Source organism: Methylophaga sp. OBS1 (assembly GCF_026319365.1).
In genome coordinates, this window is record NZ_JAPDMS010000002.1 from 106774 (window position 1) to 127760 (window position 20987).

Annotated in this window: 20 protein-coding genes and 3 tRNA genes; 9 read left to right on the forward strand and 14 right to left on the reverse strand. The window is 51.8% G+C overall.

Features of this window, described 5'->3' with window-relative positions; genetic code table 11:
• Window positions 1-85: 85 nt before the first annotated feature.
• From OMQ46_RS07230 to OMQ46_RS07275, 10 genes are all read right to left on the reverse strand, one after another.
• Window positions 86-162 (reverse strand) — tRNA-Met (locus OMQ46_RS07230).
• 60 nt (window positions 163-222) lie between these two features.
• Window positions 223-1269, reverse strand: coding sequence for a phospholipase A (locus OMQ46_RS07235; RefSeq protein ID WP_266236087.1), 1047 nt, complete (start codon window positions 1267-1269; stop codon window positions 223-225).
• 53 nt (window positions 1270-1322) lie between these two features.
• The gene (gene ychF / locus OMQ46_RS07240) at window positions 1323-2414 is read right to left on the reverse strand and encodes a redox-regulated ATPase YchF (protein ID WP_266236088.1); all 1092 of its coding nucleotides are present in this window, start codon (window positions 2412-2414) and stop codon (window positions 1323-1325) included.
• Window positions 2415-2422: 8 nt separating this feature from the next.
• Window positions 2423-2995, reverse strand: a complete 573-nt coding sequence (gene pth / locus OMQ46_RS07245) for an aminoacyl-tRNA hydrolase (protein WP_266236089.1) — start codon at window positions 2993-2995, stop codon at window positions 2423-2425.
• A gap of 23 nt (window positions 2996-3018) precedes the next feature.
• A complete protein-coding gene (locus tag OMQ46_RS07250; protein WP_266236090.1) occupies window positions 3019-3717 on the reverse strand; it encodes a 50S ribosomal protein L25/general stress protein Ctc in 699 nt (232 codons plus the stop codon).
• Window positions 3718-3827: 110 nt separating this feature from the next.
• On the reverse strand, window positions 3828-4763 hold the full coding sequence (locus tag OMQ46_RS07255; protein ID WP_266236492.1) for a ribose-phosphate diphosphokinase: 936 nt from the start codon (window positions 4761-4763) through the stop codon (window positions 3828-3830).
• A 90-nt stretch (window positions 4764-4853) separates the two neighbouring features.
• Window positions 4854-4928, reverse strand: a tRNA-Gln gene (locus OMQ46_RS07260).
• 19 nt (window positions 4929-4947) lie between these two features.
• Entirely contained in the window at window positions 4948-5808 is an 861-nt protein-coding gene (gene ispE, locus OMQ46_RS07265) for a 4-(cytidine 5'-diphospho)-2-C-methyl-D-erythritol kinase (RefSeq protein ID WP_266236091.1), read from the reverse strand.
• Entirely contained in the window at window positions 5805-6404 is a 600-nt protein-coding gene (gene lolB / locus OMQ46_RS07270) for a lipoprotein insertase outer membrane protein LolB (protein WP_266236092.1), read from the reverse strand. The genes ispE and lolB overlap by 4 nt, the downstream gene beginning before the upstream one ends.
• Window positions 6401-8176 carry a tetratricopeptide repeat protein gene (locus OMQ46_RS07275; protein ID WP_266236093.1) on the reverse strand — a complete coding sequence of 592 codons (1776 nt, stop codon included), beginning with the start codon at window positions 8174-8176 and terminating at the stop codon, window positions 6401-6403. Before OMQ46_RS07275 ends, lolB begins: the two co-directional genes overlap by 4 nt.
• A gap of 125 nt (window positions 8177-8301) precedes the next feature.
• Between OMQ46_RS07275 and hemA the strand changes: the two genes are divergently transcribed.
• Window positions 8302-9561 carry a glutamyl-tRNA reductase gene (gene hemA / locus OMQ46_RS07280; RefSeq protein ID WP_266236094.1) on the forward strand — a complete coding sequence of 420 codons (1260 nt, stop codon included), beginning with the start codon at window positions 8302-8304 and terminating at the stop codon, window positions 9559-9561.
• Window positions 9558-10646: a peptide chain release factor 1 gene (gene prfA, locus OMQ46_RS07285; protein WP_266236095.1), complete on the forward strand. Its 1089-nt coding sequence runs from the start codon at window positions 9558-9560 to the stop codon at window positions 10644-10646. Before hemA ends, prfA begins: the two co-directional genes overlap by 4 nt.
• A gap of 164 nt (window positions 10647-10810) precedes the next feature.
• Here the strand turns inward: prfA and hemF are convergent, their stop codons facing one another.
• From hemF to purD, 4 genes are all read right to left on the reverse strand, one after another.
• Window positions 10811-11719, reverse strand: a complete 909-nt coding sequence (hemF, locus tag OMQ46_RS07290) for an oxygen-dependent coproporphyrinogen oxidase (RefSeq protein ID WP_266236096.1) — start codon at window positions 11717-11719, stop codon at window positions 10811-10813.
• The gene (locus tag OMQ46_RS07295) at window positions 11716-12270 is read right to left on the reverse strand and encodes an L-threonylcarbamoyladenylate synthase (RefSeq protein WP_266236097.1); all 555 of its coding nucleotides are present in this window, start codon (window positions 12268-12270) and stop codon (window positions 11716-11718) included. Before OMQ46_RS07295 ends, hemF begins: the two co-directional genes overlap by 4 nt.
• A 143-nt stretch (window positions 12271-12413) precedes the next feature.
• On the reverse strand, window positions 12414-12587 hold the full coding sequence (locus OMQ46_RS07300; protein ID WP_266236098.1) for a hypothetical protein: 174 nt from the start codon (window positions 12585-12587) through the stop codon (window positions 12414-12416).
• Between the two features lie 87 nt (window positions 12588-12674).
• Window positions 12675-13964, reverse strand: coding sequence for a phosphoribosylamine--glycine ligase (gene purD, locus OMQ46_RS07305; RefSeq protein ID WP_266236099.1), 1290 nt, complete (start codon window positions 13962-13964; stop codon window positions 12675-12677).
• A gap of 164 nt (window positions 13965-14128) precedes the next feature.
• Here purD and OMQ46_RS07310 point away from each other — a divergent pair, with 164 nt between their 5' ends.
• The 7 genes from OMQ46_RS07310 (at window position 14129) to OMQ46_RS07340 (ending at window position 20563) form a co-directional block, all read left to right on the forward strand.
• A complete protein-coding gene (locus OMQ46_RS07310; RefSeq protein ID WP_266236100.1) occupies window positions 14129-14800 on the forward strand; it encodes a TIGR00730 family Rossman fold protein in 672 nt (223 codons plus the stop codon).
• An 83-nt stretch (window positions 14801-14883) separates the two neighbouring features.
• Complete coding sequence (gene hemN / locus OMQ46_RS07315) at window positions 14884-16263, forward strand: oxygen-independent coproporphyrinogen III oxidase (protein ID WP_266236101.1); 1380 nt, start codon at window positions 14884-14886, stop codon at window positions 16261-16263.
• A 138-nt stretch (window positions 16264-16401) separates the two neighbouring features.
• Window positions 16402-18135, forward strand: coding sequence for a chloride channel protein (locus tag OMQ46_RS07320; RefSeq protein WP_266236102.1), 1734 nt, complete (start codon window positions 16402-16404; stop codon window positions 18133-18135).
• A 38-nt stretch (window positions 18136-18173) separates the two neighbouring features.
• Window positions 18174-18260: transfer RNA gene (locus tag OMQ46_RS07325), tRNA-Leu, on the forward strand.
• 236 nt (window positions 18261-18496) lie between these two features.
• On the forward strand, window positions 18497-19546 hold the full coding sequence (locus tag OMQ46_RS07330; protein WP_266236103.1) for an NAD(P)-dependent alcohol dehydrogenase: 1050 nt from the start codon (window positions 18497-18499) through the stop codon (window positions 19544-19546).
• A gap of 63 nt (window positions 19547-19609) precedes the next feature.
• Window positions 19610-20050: a cyclophilin-like fold protein gene (locus tag OMQ46_RS07335; RefSeq protein WP_266236104.1), complete on the forward strand. Its 441-nt coding sequence runs from the start codon at window positions 19610-19612 to the stop codon at window positions 20048-20050.
• A gap of 18 nt (window positions 20051-20068) precedes the next feature.
• Window positions 20069-20563 carry a cupin domain-containing protein gene (locus OMQ46_RS07340; RefSeq protein WP_266236105.1) on the forward strand — a complete coding sequence of 165 codons (495 nt, stop codon included), beginning with the start codon at window positions 20069-20071 and terminating at the stop codon, window positions 20561-20563.
• Window positions 20564-20987: the final 424 nt, after the last annotated feature.

Sequence of the window (20987 nt, forward strand, 5' to 3'; positions counted from 1 at the left end):
GCAACCGAAGATAGCTGGCCGAGACGAGCGTGACAAGCGCTACTGCCATAAATTGCTCAGATTTATTCAGATGGGAGATAATAGGTGGTGGCTATGGGTGGATTCGAACCACCGACCCCATCATTATGAGTGATGTGCTCTAACCAACTGAGCTACATAGCCGTATGAGAAGCGCGCCATAATACGATAACGACTGTTAAATATCAAGGCTGGAAACGAATTTTATAGCCAGTCGCTGAGCTGAATACCGAAACCAATGCTATTGCTGTGAGCATCGTAATCGATCAGGCTCTCACCGTAACCGTTAAACCACTGCACATAGCCTCTTACCCGGTCACTTAGCGGAAAGCTCCAGCCCAGTTGAATAGCGCCGTAGTTCTCACCGAAATCAAGGTTGTTTCTGAGCATGATTTCGAAATTGTGCCGGTCCATTTTATAGAGGGCACCCAGTTCAAAGTTGCCCATGTAATCATCGATATCCGGGTTATCATCGTCATCACTGTCTTCATCGATGCGCAACCACGGCTTGAATGAGAGATAGAGATCATCGTATTCGAAGATAAAGTCAGCATAGACCCGGTTCCAGCTGCGGGACAGCTCACCGGACTGGCCATTGGACTGATGCGAGATCCCGGTACGAATCACCGAATTTTTTACACCGAAAAATTCATAGTCATTACGAAATGACAGCCAGGCCTCCGGCTCATGATTAGAGTCACGGAACGGTGCCGAGCCTTCCTTGTTGAACTGCTGCCAGAAAGAACGGTTGGTGTAAGCAACGTACAGATCCGCACGGTTATTGAACAGACCATAAGCAACCGGCGCTTTCAGACTAATCTGAAACTTGGTCTCCCAGGGCTGGAAATTGATATCGTCATCCGGATCTGCCGCACGGAAGGGCGCCTCGTTGGGTGAGCTCATATTATTACTGAGCATAATGTAGTTGGGTTTATGCGGCAGCAATACGAACGGATTGCGGGCTTCTTTCTTTTCCAGGAATAAACGCCGGGTGATGGCGGAGTCGTCTTCTGTTTCCAGACCGTTTTCGGTGACTTCGATATCGACCGCTTCGGTGGGTGCCGGACTGGCGGCTTTAATATCCGCCTGGGTCTGTTCGCCTTCGCAGAACTGGCGGAGTTCGCCCACTGTGACCGTGTCATCGGCAGTCGACATCTGTGTCATCAGACACTGATTGATCTGCTCATCGGCCTGCAGCACTGAGGTCCAGCTGAGCACTGCCACAAGCAATGCTGAAGTCACACTTTTCATCGGCGTACCTGCCTGAAAGGGTAGAAAATAAACTAATTGTTATAACAAATTAATCAGACATTGAAGCGGAAGTGCATCACATCGCCATCCTGGATGATGTATTCCTTACCTTCCAGGCGCCACTTACCGGCGTCCTTGGCACCCTGCTCACCGTTATAAGCAACAAAATCATCATAGCTGACCACTTCAGCGCGGATAAAGCCTTTCTGAAAATCAGTGTGGATCACACCGGCGCCTTCCGGCGCAGTCGCGCCCAGTTTCACAGTCCAGGCGCGGACTTCTTTAACACCGGCAGTAAAGTATGTGTGCAGACCCAGCAGTTGATAGCCACTACGAATCACGCGGTTCAGGCCGGGCTCTTCCTGACCCAACTCTTCCAGAAAGTCCGCTTTCTCATCGTCTTCCAGATCGGCGATTTCCGCTTCGATGGCCGCGCAAATCGGTACCACGATGGCATTTTCCTGTTCTGCCAGTTTCTGTACCGCTTCCAGCGCCGGATTGTTGTCGAAGCCGTCTTCAGACACATTGGCGATATACATGGTCGGCTTGCTGGTCAAAAGCTGCAGATCACGCACCATCAACTTCTGATCCTTGTCCAGGCCCATCGCCCTGACCGGCTGACCACTGTCAAGATGATCGCGCATCGTGTTCAGCAGTTCCAGACGGGCCTTGGCGACTTTGTCACCACTTTTGGCATCGCGGGTGGCTTTGGTAATCGCTTTTTCCACGCTTTCCAAATCCGCCAGGGCCAGTTCCGTATTGATGACTTCAATATCATCCAGCGGCGAGACTTTGCCGGCAACATGCACGACATTCTCATCTTCAAAACAACGCACCACGTGGGCAATGGCATCGGTTTCACGGATATTAGCGAGGAATTTATTGCCCAGGCCTTCGCCCTTGGAGGCGCCTTCGACCAAACCAGCAATATCCACAAACTCCATTGTGGTGGGCAGCACCCGCTCCGGGCTGACAATCGCAGCCAGTTTATCCATACGTGGATCCGGCACTGGCACGATACCGACATTGGGTTCGATGGTACAGAAAGGATAGTTCTGGGCATCAATACCGGCTTCGGTCAAAGCGTTGAAAAGAGTGGATTTACCGACATTGGGCAAACCGACGATACCGCATTTGAATCCCATAACTAATCCTATTGAGAGTGTAGCCAGTTCATGGCCTTGTCGAGATTACCCGACAGGACTTCCGGCAGAATTTTTAACATATTGTCGATGGCCATCTCGATAGCCTGGCGATCGGTCGGCGAGGGTTTACTCAGCACGTAATCCGAAACCAGCTTGCTGTGGCCGGGATGACCGATACCGAGACGACAACGCAGAAAATCTTTGCCCCCGCTTTGCGCAATAATATCTCTGAGGCCATTGTGACCACCATGGCCACCGTCACGCTTGAGGCGCACCGTGCCCGGCGCCAGATCCAGTTCATCGTGGATCACCAGAATATTCTGCAGGGGAATTTTGAAAAAATTGGCCAGCGGTGCGACAGACTGTCCACTCCGATTCATAAAGGTCAGGGGTTTGAGCAGATAGAGTTTATGCCCCTCCAGATCGCATTGAGCCAGCTCGCCGTGATATTTTTTCTGCACCGTAAAATTGATGCCGAGATCACGGGCGAGCTGGTCCAATAGCCAGAACCCGACGTTATGTCGGGTTCCATCATATTGGGAGCCGGGGTTGCCCAGTCCGGCGATAATCCAGCTAGCCATTCAGCTCCCCAAGACGATTGAGATTACTCTTCAGTCGCTTCGTCGTCGCCGTTGTCTTCTTCACCGGCAGACGCTTCAGTGGCTTCATCTTCGTCTTCTTCAACTTCCTGTACGCGTGGCATATGGATGCTCGCGACAGCCTGGTCGTAGGCAGAACGTTCACCTTCTTCCAGCTCTTCTTCCTGGTGATGCGTCAGTGCAGTCAGGCTCACACCTTTAGGCACAGTCAGTTCAGACAGATGAATACTCTCATCCATACCCAGCTTAGAAATATCTGCTTCGATGTACTCAGGCAGATCTTTCGGCAGACAGGCGACATCAACTTCGGTCATCATGTGTGAAACCTGACCACCTTCTTTCACACCTGGTGCAACGTCTTCACCGATGAAATGAATCGGCACAGTCATGGTCATTTCATGTTTGGCATCAACACGCAGGAAGTCAGCGTGCAGGATTTTGTTGTCATTGGCAGGGTGGCGTTGCAGATCTTTCAATACAACCTGGTCTTTCTTACCATCAACAATCAGGGTCAGGATATGCGCATAGAACGCTTCTTCATCCAGGTGACGCAGGAACTGGTTGTGATCCAGCGTGATTGAAACCGGATCTTTTTCCGCACCATAAACCACTGCCGGGAATTTGCCCGCATGACGAAGGCGGCGGCTCGCACCTTTCCCCTCGTCAGTACGTGCTTCGGCATGTACTTCAAACAAGTTTTCCATTTTCTTCTCCAAAATGTATGAACATCAGTTCATCAAAAAACCGCCTCACGGCGGCAATTCGCCTCCCCCGCGACCAGGTTCGGCACGAAATAAGCCGGTTATTATACCGGCTAATCCATATACAAGGAGCTGACTGACTCCTCGTTACTAATTCTGTACATCGCTTCGGCCAGCATTTCAGCGATGCTGAGCACGCGGATTTTGTCACAGGCTTCGGCATGGGGCTGCAAAGGAATGGTGTCAGTGACCACCACTTCATCCAGTACCGAGCTGGAAATATTATCAATCGCCGGGCCGGACAGGACCGGATGGGTCGAATAGGCCACGACTTTCTTGGCACCGTGTTCTTTCAATGCGGCAGCGGCGGCGCAGAGCGTACCAGCGGTATCGACCATATCGTCAATCAGGACGCAGACGCGGTTATTCACATCACCGATGATGTTCATCACCTTGGCTTCATTCGCGCGCGGACGACGCTTATCGATAATCGCCAGTTCTACATCCAGATGTTTTGCCAGGGCACGGGCACGAACCACACCACCGACGTCAGGTGAGACCACCACCAAATCCTGATATTTGTGCTTCCAGATATCACCCAGCAATACCGGTGAGGCATAGACATTATCGACCGGGCAATCGAAAAAGCCCTGAATCTGGTCAGCATGCAAATCGACAGTCAGCACGCGATCAGCACCGACACCGGTCAGCATATTCGCCACGACCTTGGCGGTAATCGCCACACGGGCGGAGCGCGGTCTGCGATCCTGGCGTGAGTATCCAAAGTATGGAACCACGAGCGTGATGCGTTTGGCCGAAGCGCGACGAATCGCGTCGGTCATGACCATCAATTCCATCAGGTTATCGTTGGTGGGCATGCAGGTCGGTTGCACGATAAAGACGTCCTTACCGCGGACGTTGTCGAGAATCTCAACCATGATTTCGCCGTCGCTGAATTTTTCAACGGTGGCTTTGCCAATGGAGATGCTGAGGAAATTAGCGATGTTCTGTGCCAGTCGGCGGTTAGCATTGCCGGTGAACACCATCATGCGAGTGTCGGCAGTGCGTTGCTGAAGCTGGAGAAGTCGGTTTTGTGTCACGGTAGTGGCGCCGAGTTTCTGTTAAAAAACAAAAGAAAGTGGCTGGGGTACCAGGATTCGAACCTGGGAATGCTGGGATCAAAACCCAGTGCCTTACCGCTTGGCGATACCCCAACTGTAAAAACTCATTCTATCATCTTGCAGTCGCATTCGACTTATTTAATGTCGACGCTAGTGCAGTGAGTGGCGACCGGTTACTGCCTTTGGCCACAAAACCCTGCCAGTTGGAGGGCAGGTTTTCCACTACTTGTTGCGCTTGCTGCTGATTTTCAAAAGCAGCGAATATACAAGCGCCTGTTCCAGTCATCCTTGGCGGCGCGTATTGTGCCAACCAGTTCAGCGCGTTTGCAACTGCCGGGTAGCGTTCTTTAACTACCTCTTCGCAGACATTTCTGCCTTCCCCTGAAAGGAAGCGCGATATTTTGATAGGTTCGCAGTCCCGTGTCAATTCCATTGCTGAAAATATTTCCGCAGTGGACACATGACAGTCCGGTTTCACTACGACATACCAAGGTTCTGCCGGATCAATCGGCGTTAGCTTCTCCCCTACGCCTTCGGCCCACGCTGCAAAACCTGCGATGAAAATCGGCACATCTGCGCCCAGTTCGAGTCCAAGTTGTGCCAATTCAGATTCACTGACAGCAGTTTCCCAAAGATAGTTCAGCGCAACCAGCGTCGTCGCCGCGTTGGAACTACCGCCGCCCAGACCGCCGCCCATCGGCAGTCGTTTTTCAATGTGAATGACAGCGCCTTTGCTGCAACCACTGTATTGTTGTATGCGTTTTGCAGCGCGCACGATCAGATTATCCTCATCGGCAACACCGTCAACGGACTGTTTCAGTCTAATCTCAGGGGAGTCGATGACTTCAAATTGCAGTTCATCACCAAAGTCCAGAAACTGAAAAGCCGTCTGTAACTCGTGGTAGCCATCAGGGCGCCGGCCGGTGATGTGGAGAAACAGATTCAGCTTGGCCGGGGCCGGCCAACTGATCACTCCGGAATACTCCAGTCAGTGACGATGAGTCGAACACTCATTTGCGAATTTTTCATAAAGACTTTTTTCGGCATTGAACTGCCCTGAAAAGGCATATAGCCTAAAAATTCAATATTCCAACCTGCCTGCGCCAGTTTTGTCAGACGACCCTGGGCATCAAGCTCTCTGCTATCAACAGGCAGTTGTGCATAGGGCACTCCGCGCACCCAGTCACTCAAGGCACTGACAGGTAGCAACCAGCCCATGGCTTCAGCCAGGAGTTGCTCCGGCGTCGCTGCAGACAGCTGCTCACCATCATCTAGTGTCAAAGTGACTGATTCGTGATTCCCATCCAGTGTCACACCACCCTGTGAGAATGGTCCGGATAGTTTGATATAAAACTGCTGGCCCTGCTTCAGCCACCGAATACCGGCGTTCCAACCTTCTCGCCCCTGAATAATCGCAGTGCGACCCTTGAAAGCCCAGGCATCCAGACTGGCCTGTTGCTTCTGACGTTCCTGCCATAGTTGCTCGGGATCCTGTGCGGGTTTCGTTTCCCACAGCGGGGCACACCCTGAAAGCATGACAATCAGAAACAGATTAAGCCAGTACCTCATAGGCCATACCTGCGCATGGTTTCCTGCAACAGTTTATTATCAGCGTCCTTTTGCAGGCCTTTCTGCCAGATTTTTTTGGCTTCCTGCTTCTTGCCGCGCTCCCATAACACTTCCCCAAGATGAGCAATAAATTCAACATCCGGCTGCAGATTCATTGCTTCGCGCAGATATTTCTCAGCTTTTTCCAGATCCCCCATCCGGTAATACACCCAACCCAGGCTATCCAGATAGAAAGGGTCACCTGGCTTGATCTCCAGGGCACGGGTAATCATTTCCAGCGCTTCCTGGTGACGATCAGTACGGTCAGTGAGTGTGTAACCCAGTGCATTCAGTGCCTGCGCATTATCCGGGTGTTTTTCCAGAATCCAGCGAAGATCGGCTTCCAGCACATCCAATTTGTCCAGAGATTCGGCAATCATCGCCCTGCTGTAGTGAAGGTCCTCACTCTGAGGATAACGTGTGATGGCATCGGATAATAAGTCAAAAGCGGCCTGTTCCTGTCCTTGCTCACGCAGGATGCTAGCTTCAAACAGATAATACTGCAGCGCCTGCTGTGGCAACTCATCGCGGAGTTGTGCCAGATGAACACGTGCTTTTGCCACATCACCGCGTTCAACCAGCAGGTTGATGTAATTGCTTTGCGCAATGTCAAAACGATTACTCTGTGCCGGCACCGAGGCAAACCAGACGAGTGCCGCATCAATATTGCCATTCATCTCTTCAGCAAGCCCCATGAAGTACGCGGCCTGGTAGGTGGGATCGCCCAGCTTGAGCAATTCACTGAAATAGGACTTGGCAAGTTGCCCATCCTTGTCTTCCAGCGCCAGTAAGCCCAACGCAAACAGGGCGTCACGGTTGTCAGGGTCATCAGCCAGAATGGTTTCGAAGATCTCACGGGCTTCTTCGGTTTCACCATTCTCGCCCAGTAGCTTGCCGTAAGTGAATCGCAGATCCTGGCTGGCAGTATCTCGCTTCGCCGCTCTGGCAATCAGCTTCAGGCCCTCTTCCGAACGGCCCATGCGTTGCAGCGTATCGGCTTTAAGCACCAGATAATCTTCATTATTCGGATCGGTTTCCATCAGTGGTGCCAGTTTGTTCAGCGTTTCTTCGTAGCGTTTATAGAAAAATGCCATCCGGGCATAGGCGAAACGCGCCGCCGGGTCATTCTGCTGGTAACTATCCAGCTGTTTGAGCATCGTCAATGCTTCATCCGGCTCGGCCACTTCGGCCAGGTTTTCAGAGACGCGGATGAGGTAGGTTCGTTTATTATCCGGTGCCAGCTCCAGGGCTTTGTTCACCGCGTTGACCGCCCCCTGATAATTGTCTTTCATCATCAGAAACGGCGCCTGCATGATGTAAACATCAGCATCATTCGGATCAACCTCGATCCAGCGCTCCAGCGCCTCATTAATGCGCTGTTGATCACGCGACAAGGTCGCTACCTGCGCACTGCGGCTGGCCAGGGCAGGGGATTCAACCATCTCGGCCGCACGCTGATACAAATCAACCGCAATACCCACCTGACCCCGCTGGCCGGCGACTTCCGCAGTGAGAATGTAGTACATCAATTCCGGCGATAAGGGCAGGTATTGTTCCGGCTGCTTCGATTCTGATTCAACAGCCGTTTTTTCGGCCTCATTCTCAATGGGTGCAGGATCCGGTGCTCCGGCCTGTTTTGCTGGTGTCGAGGCACAGGCGAGAAGAAACAGAGGCATGCCAATCAGACCGGCATGTTTGAGGCGCTGTCCCGCTCCCCGAAAGAAAGATTGCATCAAATCCATATTAGAACGACCTGCACGTTTGATTTTGATAGAATGGCGTATTGATTTGTCCGACAAAAACGATTGCAACAACGGCTGTAGAGTTTACCAGCATTTAATTACGACTTTTTCTCAATATGCATCTTGTTACCTACGGCATCAACCACAACACAGCGCCCGTGCATGTCCGCGAGCTGTTTGCTTTTGATGCGAGTGTATTACCCAGCGCATTGTCTGCCTTGTACCAACAGGAGTCTGTGCTGGAAGTCGTGATTTTGTCGACCTGTAACCGGACAGAGATTTACTGTTGTCTGGACGATAATACTGACAATACGATTCTAGCTTGGTTGCATGACTTCCATCAGCTGGATAGCGAGACAATCACCCCTTACCTCTATCATTATCAGAGCAGCGACGCCATTCGTCATCTGTTGCGGGTTGCCTGTGGACTGGACTCGATGGTGCTGGGCGAACCCCAGATCCTGGGGCAGCTCAAAGATGCTTACAGCCAGTCACTCAATGCCAGTACCCTGGGTAAATCGCTGGGCAGACTGTTCCAACATGCTTTTGCTGTCGCCAAACAGGTTCGTACCGATACCGCGATTGGCAACAGCCCGGTTTCCGTTGCCTTCGCCGCAGTGAGTCTGGCAAAACAGATCTTCAGTGACCTGGCAGAATCCACCGCACTCTTAATCGGCGCTGGTGACACCATTGAACTGGCAGCCCGCCACCTGCATGACAATGGCATAGAGCGTCTGATAATTGCCAACCGCACCGTGGAGAAAGCCCATAATCTCGCTGTTCAGGTCGATGGTTATGCCATCAGCCTCAGTGAATTGCCGGCTCACCTGGCGGAGGCCGATATTGTGATTAGTTCTACTGCCAGTCAGTTACCCATTCTGGGTAAAGGCATGGTCGAGCGAGCACTCAAACAGCGCAAGCGTAAACCGATTTTTATGGTGGATATTGCGGTGCCGAGAGATATCGAAGCTGAAGTGGGTCAGCTGGAGGATATTTATCTCTATTGCGTCGATGATTTGAAAGACATTATTGAAGAAAACCTGCAATCGCGCCGCGATGCCGCTTTGCAGGCAGAAGAAATCATTGATAGCCAGGTTGACCATTTCCAGGCCTGGCTACGTACACAAGATGCGGTCCCAGTGATTCGAGCCATTCGTGACAGTGCTGAAGAGCTAAGTAAGCATTCACTTGAAAAAGCACTGAAACAACTGGAGCAGGGTCTGCCAGCGGATCAGGTGATGGCAGAGCTGGCGCGGAGCCTGACCAATCGTTTATTACACGAACCCAGTCGACAGCTTCGACTGTCCGGTTTTGATGAAGACGGCCAGCTGCTGGAATCAGCGCGGCGTCTGTTTAATATCAAGGATAAAAAGTGAAAGAGTCGATCAAGCAGAAACTGGAATCCCTCGTCGATCGTCATGAAGAAATCGCCGGCCTGCTGGCCGAACCCGAGACCATGGCGGATCAGAACAAGTTTCGCAGTTTATCCCAGGAATATGCACAATTAGAGCCTGTTGTCAGCAATTTCAATGCATATCGCGACACATTGACCGATATTGATGATGCCCGGCTGATGCTGGAAGAAGATGACGCTGAAATGCGCGAGATGGCCAAAGACGAACTGGCCCAGGCTGAGGACAAACTCGATGATCTGGAGCTGACGCTGCAGAAACTCCTGCTGCCCAAAGATCCTAACGACAAACGCAATATTTATCTGGAAATCCGCGCAGGCACCGGGGGTGACGAAGCCGCGATTTTCTCCGGTGATTTGTTCCGAATGTACAGCCGCTATGCCGAATTACGCCGCTGGCAGGTCGAAGTCATTAACGCTCAGGAAGGTGAGCACGGCGGTTATAAGGAAATTATCTGTCGTATCGTCGGTGATGGCGCTTATTCGAGGCTGAAATTCGAATCCGGTGCTCATCGGGTGCAACGAGTACCCGAAACGGAATCCCAGGGCCGTATTCATACTTCAGCCTGTACCGTCGCGATCCTGCCAGAAGTCGACGAGATCGACGAAGTTGACATCAATCCGGCCGATATTCGTGTCGATACCTTCCGCGCCTCCGGTGCCGGTGGTCAGCATGTTAACAAAACCGATTCAGCGATTCGTATCACCCACATCCCCACTGGCATTGTCGTCGAATGTCAGGAAGAGCGTTCGCAGCATAAAAACCGCGCCAAAGCGATGTCGGTGTTGCAATCGCGAATCATGGCAGAGCAGATTCAGAAACAGGAAGCTGAACAGGCACAGACCCGAAAGTCTCTGGTGGGAAGCGGTGACCGCAGCGAGCGGATCCGTACCTATAACTATCCACAGGGTCGTATCACCGACCATCGCATCAATCTCACCCTCTATAAATTGAATGAGATTGTGGAAGGCGACCTGGACCAGGTGATAGAACCACTGATCAATGAATACCAGGCCGATCAGCTGGCGTTACTAGCGGGTGATCAATAACTCATCCGCAGATTACACAGATGAACGCTGATTGACTGGTGACGTTTGATATATCTGTCGAAACCGCGAACGCAATAACAAGACAGGTTGTAACTGTCCGCTTCTATTAAATAAGAATAATCTGTGTCTACCTGTGCAATCTGCGGATAAACATTGCCATTCCATCACACCCAGTCGCGGGGCGGTAAAAAGTCGGTATAAAGCCTGGCTTCTGCCGAATTCGCCTCGGGCTGCCAGTTATACCGCCATTTCACCAGTGGCGGCAAAGACATCAGTATCGATTCAGTTCGGCCACCTGACTGCAGACCAAACAGGGTACCGCGGTCATAAACCAGGTTGAACTCGACATAACGACCGCGGCGATAAAGCTGAAAATCACGCTCGCGCTCGCCGTAAGACTCATTCATACGCTTTCTGACAATGGGGGCATAAGCTTCAATATAGCTGTTACCGACAGACTGCATAAAGGCAAAGCAGGTCTCAAAACCCCACTCATTGAGATCATCAAAAAACAGACCACCGACACCGCGGCATTCATCGCGATGTTTGAGGTAAAAATACTCATCACACCAGTGCTTGAAGTGGGGATAAACGTCATCGCCAAATGGGTCACAGGCGGCTTTGGCGGTCTGATGCCAGTGAATGACATCGTCTTCATTGCCGTAATAAGGCGTTAAATCGTAACCGCCACCGAACCACCAGATGGGATCTTCGCCGGCTTTTTCAGCAATAAAAAAACGCACATTGGCGTGAGAGGTGGGCACATACGGGTTATGGGGGTGAATCACCAGCGACACACCCATGGCTTTAAAACTGCGGCCAGCGAGTTCGGGGCGACTGGCTGTGGCCGACGGTGGCAGATTGTCGCCACTGACTTCCGAGAAGTTCACACCACCCTGTTCAAACACTTTGCCGCCAGTGAGAACCCGGGTGCGACCACCGCCACCGGCTTCGCGTTGCCACTCATCCAGCTCAAACACAGCCTGCCCATCAACTTCTTCGAGTGTGTTGCAAATACTATCCTGCAGTGAAAGTAAATATTCACGTACTGCATCGATGTCAGGCTGACTCATCGCAGAATAGCTCCCGTTCTGGCGTCTCGGATCTGGCTGGGTTGAGTGGCACCGCCCAGAGACCCCGGCATCACATAATCAATTCCCGGCAACTGCCAGCGGACCTGGTGCGCATTCATCGCGGGTCGGATACCAGCCACATTGGCACTGGTCGAGACGATAGCGCCACCGAAGGCCTTGCATAAGTCCCGGGTCTGCTGATGCGCCGTGACACGTACGGCAATGGTGTCATGCTCGCCGGTCAGCAGTTCCGACACCTCCTCCCGCACCGGTAGCAGCCAGGTGACCGGGCCGGGCCAGGTTTGCTGCAGTTGCTTCAATGTGTCTGCCGGCACAGGCTGGATGAAGTCCTGCAATTGATTGAAGTCAGCAGCGATAAGGATCAGCCCCTTTTCCCAGGGACGCTGTTTCAACTCCAGCAGATCCAGCAAAGCGTCTTCATCCCAGGGATCACAGCCGACACCGAAGACGGCCTCGGTAGGGTAGGCGATGACGCCACCGGCTTCCAATGTTTCCACGGCACGTCTCAGCCGCCAGTTGATTGTTGTCATTTGCTTATCCATGAAATAGTGTCACTGGGCTATTGTAAATAACATTGCTGGTTAGTTCAGGCTGAAGATAAGTCATTTCAATAGTTAAGCACTCGAAAAACGCGTAATACGAATGCTGATCAACGCTGCAACTTGATACGTCGCTAAAACATCGCTTCGTCACTCAGAATGACACTTCGCACCATCACCAAGCCATCCAGTTCGGGCCTGAAATAAATCGCACATTGCATGGAAACATTGTGAAAAGCGGGGGTGGTGTCCGGTTTAAATACATCCTCACGTTGAATCAGATTCCTCGACTCGCCTCGGAATGACATTATTCTTCAGCGTCTTTGCGAGCAGAGCGAAGCAATCCAGTCCCAGATCGCACGGACAAGCCCTGCCCTCACTCGCAAAAATTCAGGCTACGCAGACTGTTCCCGAGCTACAGCCCGATAAGCGATATCGGTTCTGTAGTAGGCATCGTTCCAGCTGATTTCCTTCAGCGCCTCATAAGCTGCGGTTTGAGCTGCAGCGACAGTGTCGCCCAGCGCGGTGACACACAGCACCCGACCACCGGCTGTGACCACTTCATCACCGTGACTCGCGGTACCGGCATGGAAAACTTTACTGCCCTTGCTTTCTGCTTTGTCGATACCCGAAATCACATCGCCTTTACGGTAAGTATCCGGGTAGCCACCCGCTGCCATGACAACACCAATAGAGGCGCGCGGATCCCAGTGGGCTTCGACTTCATTCAAGCGACCATTAAGCGCCGCTTCACACAGTTCAACCAGATCCGAGCGCAGACGCATCAGGATCGGCTGGGTTTCCGGATCACCGAAACGGCAGTTGTACTCCACGACTCTGGGGGCACCACTTTCATCAATCATCAAACCGGCATAGAGAAAACCGACGTAAGGGCGGCCATCTGAGGCCATGCCTTTGACAGTGGGCTCAATCACTTCATCCATAATCCGCTGATAAACGGCATCCGTTACCACCGGGGCTGGAGAATAAGCTCCCATCCCACCGGTATTCGGGCCTTTATCACCATTATCACGCGCTTTATGATCCTGAGATGTGGCCAGCGGCAGTATATGCTCACCGTCCACCATCACAATAAAGCTGGCTTCCTCACCGGTCATGAATTCTTCAATCACGACGCGGTGGCCGGCATCGCCGAATTTGTTGCCCGACAGCATATCTTCCACCGCAGCAATGGCTTCAGCTTCCGTCTGGGCGACAATCACACCTTTACCGGCAGCCAGACCATCGGCCTTAACCACAATCGGCGCGCCCTGCTCGTGGATGTAGTCTTTGGCCTGATCGACATCGGTGAAAACCTGGTAGGCCGCTGTCGGGATTTGATGACGTGCCAGAAAGTCCTTGGTAAAGCTTTTGGAAGCTTCCAGTTCAGCAGCGGCCTGGCTGGGACCAAAGCATTTCAAACCCGCAGCTTCGAACGCATCAACCACACCCATCACCAATGGCACTTCAGGGCCGACCACGGTCAGATCGATGGCATTGTCTCTGGCATAGGCCACCAGGCCTTCAATATCCTCGACCTTGATGTCGACATTGCTGATACCGGGCTCATTGGCGGTGCCGGGGTTACCCGGTGCAACAAAGACCTGCGGTTGTTTTGGAGAGTGACTGAGTTTCCAGGCCAGCGCGTGTTCGCGCCCGCCACTGCCGATAACAAGAACTTTCATAGATTCGCCGAAAAAGTATGCTGAAAAGGCGATAATAATACCGTAGATAGGCTGATTTCTAAACAAAAGCTGATCGGCATTTGCTGCTGCCAGTCGCAATTGCAAAGGCCATCGCTTTTAATTATCTTGAAGCCGAAACATCGGCGACTAAAAGGACCGAAAGCGTGGAAGATCTGAGAACTTCGGAAGCCTGGCGGGTATTTCGTATTCAGGCGGAATTGATAGACGGTATCGAAACGCTCAATGAACTGGGCCCGGCCGTGTCCATTTTCGGCAGTGCACGACTGACCGAAGATTCGCCTTATTACGACCAGGCGCGAAGCGTGGCACGCGATCTGTCACAGGCAGGGATTTCGGTTATTACCGGTGGCGGCCCGGGCATTATGGGCGCCGCCAACGAAGGCGCGCTGAATCAGGGAGCACGTTCTGTCGGTCTAAATATCGAGCTACCGCATGAGCAGATTGCCAACCCAAGCCAGGATACCCGGCTTAGTTTCCGTTACTTTTTCGTGCGCAAACTGATGTTCGTCAAGTATTCGATTGGTTATGTGGTCTTTCCCGGCGGCTTCGGCACACTAGACGAATTCTTCGAAGCCCTGACCCTCATGCAAACCCAGAAAATCCGCCATTTCCCGGTCATTTTATACGGCTCATCATACTGGCAGGGCCTGTTGGAATGGCTGAGGGAACAAATGGTGGGGCTGGGCTGCATCGATGCAGACGATATGTTCCTATTCCGGCTTGTCGACAAGCCGGATGAGATCCTGCCCATTATCAAAGCTCATGTCGACAGCCTGTCAGAACGCTCGGAAGAGGAGCAGCGCTCGACGATTTGATCCAGGTCAAGACAAGCCCAATCAGCCCGATTGGCTCAACTTATCGACGTTATACTCTGCTCAAAATTTGAGCAGGTTTGATAATGAGCAACACACTAGAATTCGACATTGATCTCATTCAGCGTTACGACAATGCGGGTCCGCGTTACACCTCCTACCCCACCGCGGTAGAGTTTCACGAGGGTTTTAACGCCGACAGTTACAAGAAGCATATTGCGCTTTCCAACCGGCGCGGCGGCCCTTTATCGCTGTATTTTCACCTGCCTTTCTGCGACACGGTGTGCTTTTACTGCGCCTGCAATAAGGTCGTCACCAAGAATCGTGCTCATGCTGAACCATACATGCAAAACCTTTATAAAGAGATCGCGATGCAGGCCGAGCTGTTCGACAGCGATCGCGTGGTTGAGCAATTGCACTGGGGCGGCGGTACGCCCACCTTTATTAGCCACCAGCAGATGCGTGAGCTGATGAATGTCACCCGTCAGTTCTTCAATCTGGCTGCGGATGATCGAGGCGAATTCTCGATTGAAGTCGACCCGCGTGAGGCTAATGCCGACACTATCGCCCTGTTACGAGAGATCGGCTTTAATCGTCTCAGTCTCGGGCTACAGGACTTTAATCCTGAAGTGCAAAAAGCCGTTAATCGGATTCAGACTGAAGCTGAGACATTTGCTGTGCTGGAAGCGGCGCGGAAGGAAGGCTTTCGCAGTATTAGCCTGGATTTGATTTACGGTCTGCCGCACCAGACTGTCGACAGCTTTAATGAAACCCTGGATAAAGTAATTGCGGCCTCACCGGACAGGCTGTCGGTGTTCAATTACGCGCATCTGCCGGAACGCTTCCGTACCCAGCGCCAGATCCGCACTGAAGACCTGCCCTCGGCCCGCGATAAACTCGCTATCCTGCAGAGTACTATCGACAAACTGACCAGTGCCGGCTATGTGTACATCGGCATGGATCACTTTGCCAAACCGGGTGATGAACTCACCATCGCCCAGCAGCAGAAGCAGCTCTACCGTAACTTCCAGGGCTACTCAACTCACGCAGAGTGTGATCTTATTGGTTTTGGTGCGACCTCCATTGGTATGGTGGGTGATTCGTACAGTCAGAATGTCAGAACCCTGGTGGAATATGACAGTGCCATCCAGGCGGGTAACTTGCCGGTATTTCGTGGTGTCGAGCTGGATCAGGACGATAAGATCCGCCGCGATATCATCTCTCAGCTGATTTGCCATTTTGCGCTCGATATTGCTGAAATTGAGCGACGTTATCCCATCGACTTCGCCGAGTATTTCCACGCCGTCTTCCCGCAACTGGAGCAGTTTGCCCGTGACGGGCTGTTGCAGTATAACTGGGAGCAGATAGAGGTGTTGCCCGGCGGACGCCTGCTGATCCGCCATATCTGTATGGCTTTCGATAAATACAGCCAGGCAGCACAGCAGCGTTTTTCCAAAGTCATCTGATTTCGGCCATTAGGCTTAACGACCCAGCAACGCTTCAGCTACACTTAAGCATAGCAATCGCAGTTCCCTCTCCCATCAGGTAGAGGGCTTGGGTGAGGCGCGACCTCAACGGCAAGCAACCGGTCTATTAAGGGCGACATGCTGGAAAAGATCAGACAATATTTCATATTCGGTGATTCAGCGGTCAAACTCTACGGACTCGCGATCCTCACCGGCATCCTGGCCAGCCTGATTATCATCGCCCTGCGCTTGTTTATTGATGGCGGTCAGATTCTGCTCTTCCCGACGGCCAAAATTGAAGACTTTGCCAACCTGCCCTGGCAGTGGGTGCTGGGCCTGCCGATAGCCGGCGGCCTGCTGATTGGCTTGTTGCTGTATGGACTCAAGCCCGAAGAGCGCAACACCGGTGTGGTGCATGTAATCGAACGCCTGTCCTCACATCAGGGGCGTTTGCCCTGGCAAAATGCCCTGCGTCAGTTTTTTGGAGCTGGCATAGCCTTAATTACCGGGCACTCGGTCGGCCGTGAAGGCCCCAGCGTACATCTCGGCGCTGCCAGCGGCAGTCAGCTGGCGACGATTCTGGAACTGCCCAATAACAGTGTGCGCATTCTGGTCGCCTGCGGCGCAGCGGCTGCCATTGCGGCCTCATTCAATACCCCTGTCGCCGGCGTCATCTTCGCGATGGAAGTCATCATGATGGAATATCACATCGCCAGTTTTATTCCGATCATTCTGTCTTCAGTCACCGGCGCGGTACTGAGTCGTCTCACCTTCGGTGAAAGTGCCATTTTCGCCAATCTGTCAGCGGATATGCAGTCGCTGTGGGAAATTCCCTATATTGTGCTGATGGGAATTGTTATCGGCGGGCTCGCCACCCTCTTCCTGCGCAGTCTCAGTTTTTTCTCCGGTCTGTTTCAGAAACACCCGTTCTGGCTTCGCACTACCTATGCCGGCATTCTGGTGGGACTGACCGGCTTGCTGGTGCCGGAGGTGATGGGTATGAGTTACAGCGTTATCACTGGCATCTCTACCAATGAAGCCGCCATATCGGCACTGATTGTATTGATGATACTCAAGCTGGTGCTCTCCACTGCCTGCGTCGGTTTTGGTATTCCGGCTGGCCTTATCGGCCCGACCCTGGTGGTGGGCGCTTGCGCCGGTGCTATTTTGGGCATTGCCGGTAATGCGGTGTTCCCGGATCTGGCATCCACCATGACCTTCTATGCCGTAATCGGTATGTGCGCGATGATGGGCGCCACGTTAAAAGCCCCGCTGGCCGCGCTGATGGCCATGCTGGAGCTGACCGGTAACCCCAATATCATTTTGCCCGGCATGCTCGCCATCGTCTTTGCCAGCCTTATCAACCATGAATACTTCAAGCAGGACGCGTTGTTTATGAAGCTGTTGCGTACCCGTGGTGTCGATTATCGTAATGATCCGATTACCCAGACCCTGCGCAGGATCAGCGTCGCCAATGCCATGCAACGTAACTTTATTATCATGTCGCAGCAGGTCAGCACCCAGGCAGCGGTCCATGCACTGGAGTCGAGTCCCGACTGGGTTTTAATCAAAAATGATAAAGAACCGATCGCACTGATGCCGGCGGGTGATCTGGCGCGCGCTGTCAGTACTGAAGAAAATGAAGAAATGGATTTGATGCAGATCCCGGCCAACCGCCGCAATGTGCATAAGATCTCGCTGCATACCAGCCTGCGTGAAGCGGTGGAAGTGCTTAATAAGAATGATGCGGAAGCGCTGTATGTCACCCGGATGACCGCCCCGATGATAGAGCGAACCTACGGCATTCTGACCCGTGAAACCATCGAATCACACTATCAACTCCCTTATGCCGTGACCGCCAAACACCAATAGTCCAATCGTGGTTAATGGGTTATAATGCGCGGCTTGTTGCCCAGGTGGTGAAATTGGTAGACACAAGGGACTTAAAATCCCTCGGCCTTGCGGCCGTGCCGGTTCGATTCCGGCCCTGGGCACCATCAAGAATTGAAAAGCCTCAATGCGGAAACGTGTTGGGGCTTTTTTGTTTGAATACTGACCTGAGCAAACTTATCGATACAAACTGACAGTGTCACAACGCCATCCCCGCCCTATAGAAACGAGCATCATTGGAGTAGTATCAGGCAAGCTGGCAGAAGCTTTTTTGACTACACTAATGTCTGACCTAAGCTGTTGAAAACAAATATTACTTTTCCTGGCTTTGTAAGGATATGACATGAATACCATTGGCTATGCGGCACATTCAGAAAACGCTGACCTTAAACCTTTTCACTTTGAGCGGAGAGAATTACGTCAAAATGACGTTGCTATCGAAATTCTCTATTGCGGTGTCTGTCATTCTGACCTGCACACGGTCAATGGTGACTGGGGACCTCAGCCTTACCCACTGATTCCGGGTCATGAAATTGTGGGTCGTGTCATTGATGTTGGCCCTGAAGTGAAAAAATTCGGCATCGGTCAACACGTTGCTGTGGGATGCATGGTTGATAGCTGTCAGGACTGTGATCAGTGTCATGATGGCGAAGAGCAATATTGTCGACATGGGATGACAGCAACTTACGGTATGCCCGACCGGATTTCCGGTGAAACCACTCAAGGCGGCTACTCGAAACATATCGTAGTTCGGGAGGAGTTTGTTTTGAACGTGCCCGAGCAACTCGACCTGGCCAAAGCTGCCCCCATCCTCTGTGCGGGTATCACGACGTACTCACCACTACGCACCTGGAATGTCGGAAAAGGCAGCCGGGTTGGCGTCATTGGACTGGGAGGTCTCGGACATATGGCGGTGAAACTCGCTGTGGCAATGGGCGCCGAGGTCACGGTTATCAGTCGCTCCACGGCGAAAGAAGATGAAGCCAAAAAAATTGGAGCACAGGGTATCTTGGCATCTACTGATGAAAAAGCCATGCAGCAATCAGCCAACTTCTTCGATCTCATCATTGATACCGCCCCGGTGAAACATGATGTTACTCCCTATCTTCCATTGCTGGATGTAGACGGCACGCTGGTCATTGTCGGTCAGATTGGTCCACTTGAAGAACCGATGACTTTGCCCCTTGTTTTTGGTCGCCGCCGGATTGCTGGCTCTCTGATTGGCGGCATTGAGGAAACACAGGAGGTTTTGGATTTTTGTGCTGAACACGATATCTACCCGGACTGCGAAATGATTCGCATGGATGAAATTAATGAGGCCTATACGCACTTAGCCAAAGGGGATATTTCGTATCGCTTTGTTATTGATATGGCCAGTTTTTCGGATACCTGAATGTTGGGTGTTCCTCTCATGATAGACAGGGAATAACAGCAAACCAGACGGGGAATCAGGCTGATGATGCAAAAAATATTGCGACTCTTCTTTGTTATGTACCTGACCCTGTGTAGCCATTTACTTCTGGCGGAGGAAAAAGCGATGAATATCACCATTGAGATTAACGGTGAGAAAACCGTCCAGGCTCAGCTTCACAGCAATCAAACGGCAAAAGACTTTTATTCTCTGTTGCCGTTGACACTGGAACTACGTGATTTTGCTGGCACAGAAAAAGCCAGCGACGCACTGCCCAGAAAACTTGATACTACAAATGCCGTTGATGGTCATAAACCTTCCGCCGGTGAGTTAGCCATTTATTCACCCTGGAATAATCTCGCCCTTTTTTACAAGGATGACAAATACGCTGAAGGGCTGATACCGATTGGCCGTTTAGATGCTGATGAGACTGCATTCAACATCCCCGGGAGTGTTATTGTCGATATCACTGTTGCTCATGACTAAAACAGGAGTGAGATATTTATGAATAAACTCATAGCGTTCTCCACAGCCCTGATGCCGATTTTCGCGGTTGGCGTCAGTGCTGAAGAACTCGCTCAACAGCAGGCCAACCTGATCCTCAAAACACAAGAATCGCGCCAACTGATTGAAGGACCGGCAGAATATTTCACTGGTCAAGCCTGGATAGACCCTTTTCACCTTGAGGCTCAGGCTCCCTCTGTGCTTACTTCCGCTAAAGTGACATTTGAACCGGGCGCACGCACCAACTGGCACACTCATCCCAGAGGTCAATTACTTGTCGTGACCTCTGGCAAAGGCTGGACCCAATTAGAAAATGGTAAGAAAATCACCATCAACGAAGGGGATACAGTCTGGTGCCCACCTGACCATAGACATTGGCATGGTGCCACATCGACCACCAGCATGAGCCATATCGCTATTCAGGAAAAACTCGATGGTAGCAATGTTCAGTGGATGGAAGCTGTTTCGGATCAGGACTACCTCTCAGATAATTAATCCCCGATGGAATTCCAAACACAGGTTTTTGTTCGTTCGAGAACTGTCCGGACTAGCCATTTGCTTAGTTAAAGGCCAGGCTGGATAAGCTTATATCCACCCGGGCTACGATAATGTAGACACGTCGAGTCCACTCCTGGCCACCATCAAGAATTTAAAAGCGTCAATGCGAAAACGTGTTGGGGCTTTTTGTTATTGACTTCATCCTCCCAGGTGATGAGGCAATCTAAATCTTTCCTTAAAAATGCTTCCATAGACGTTTTGGCTCTTATTATCAAGAAGCTTTGCTGAGTGTGGTTGCACTATTTTGGTTCTTCGATACGGATTACCGTGCATCTCGAACAGGGTCTCATGCCTATCATCGCAATGCATTTCTGCCCAACTAGCCAATTAGCTTGTGTTTAGCAATGAATTTCTCTCGGCA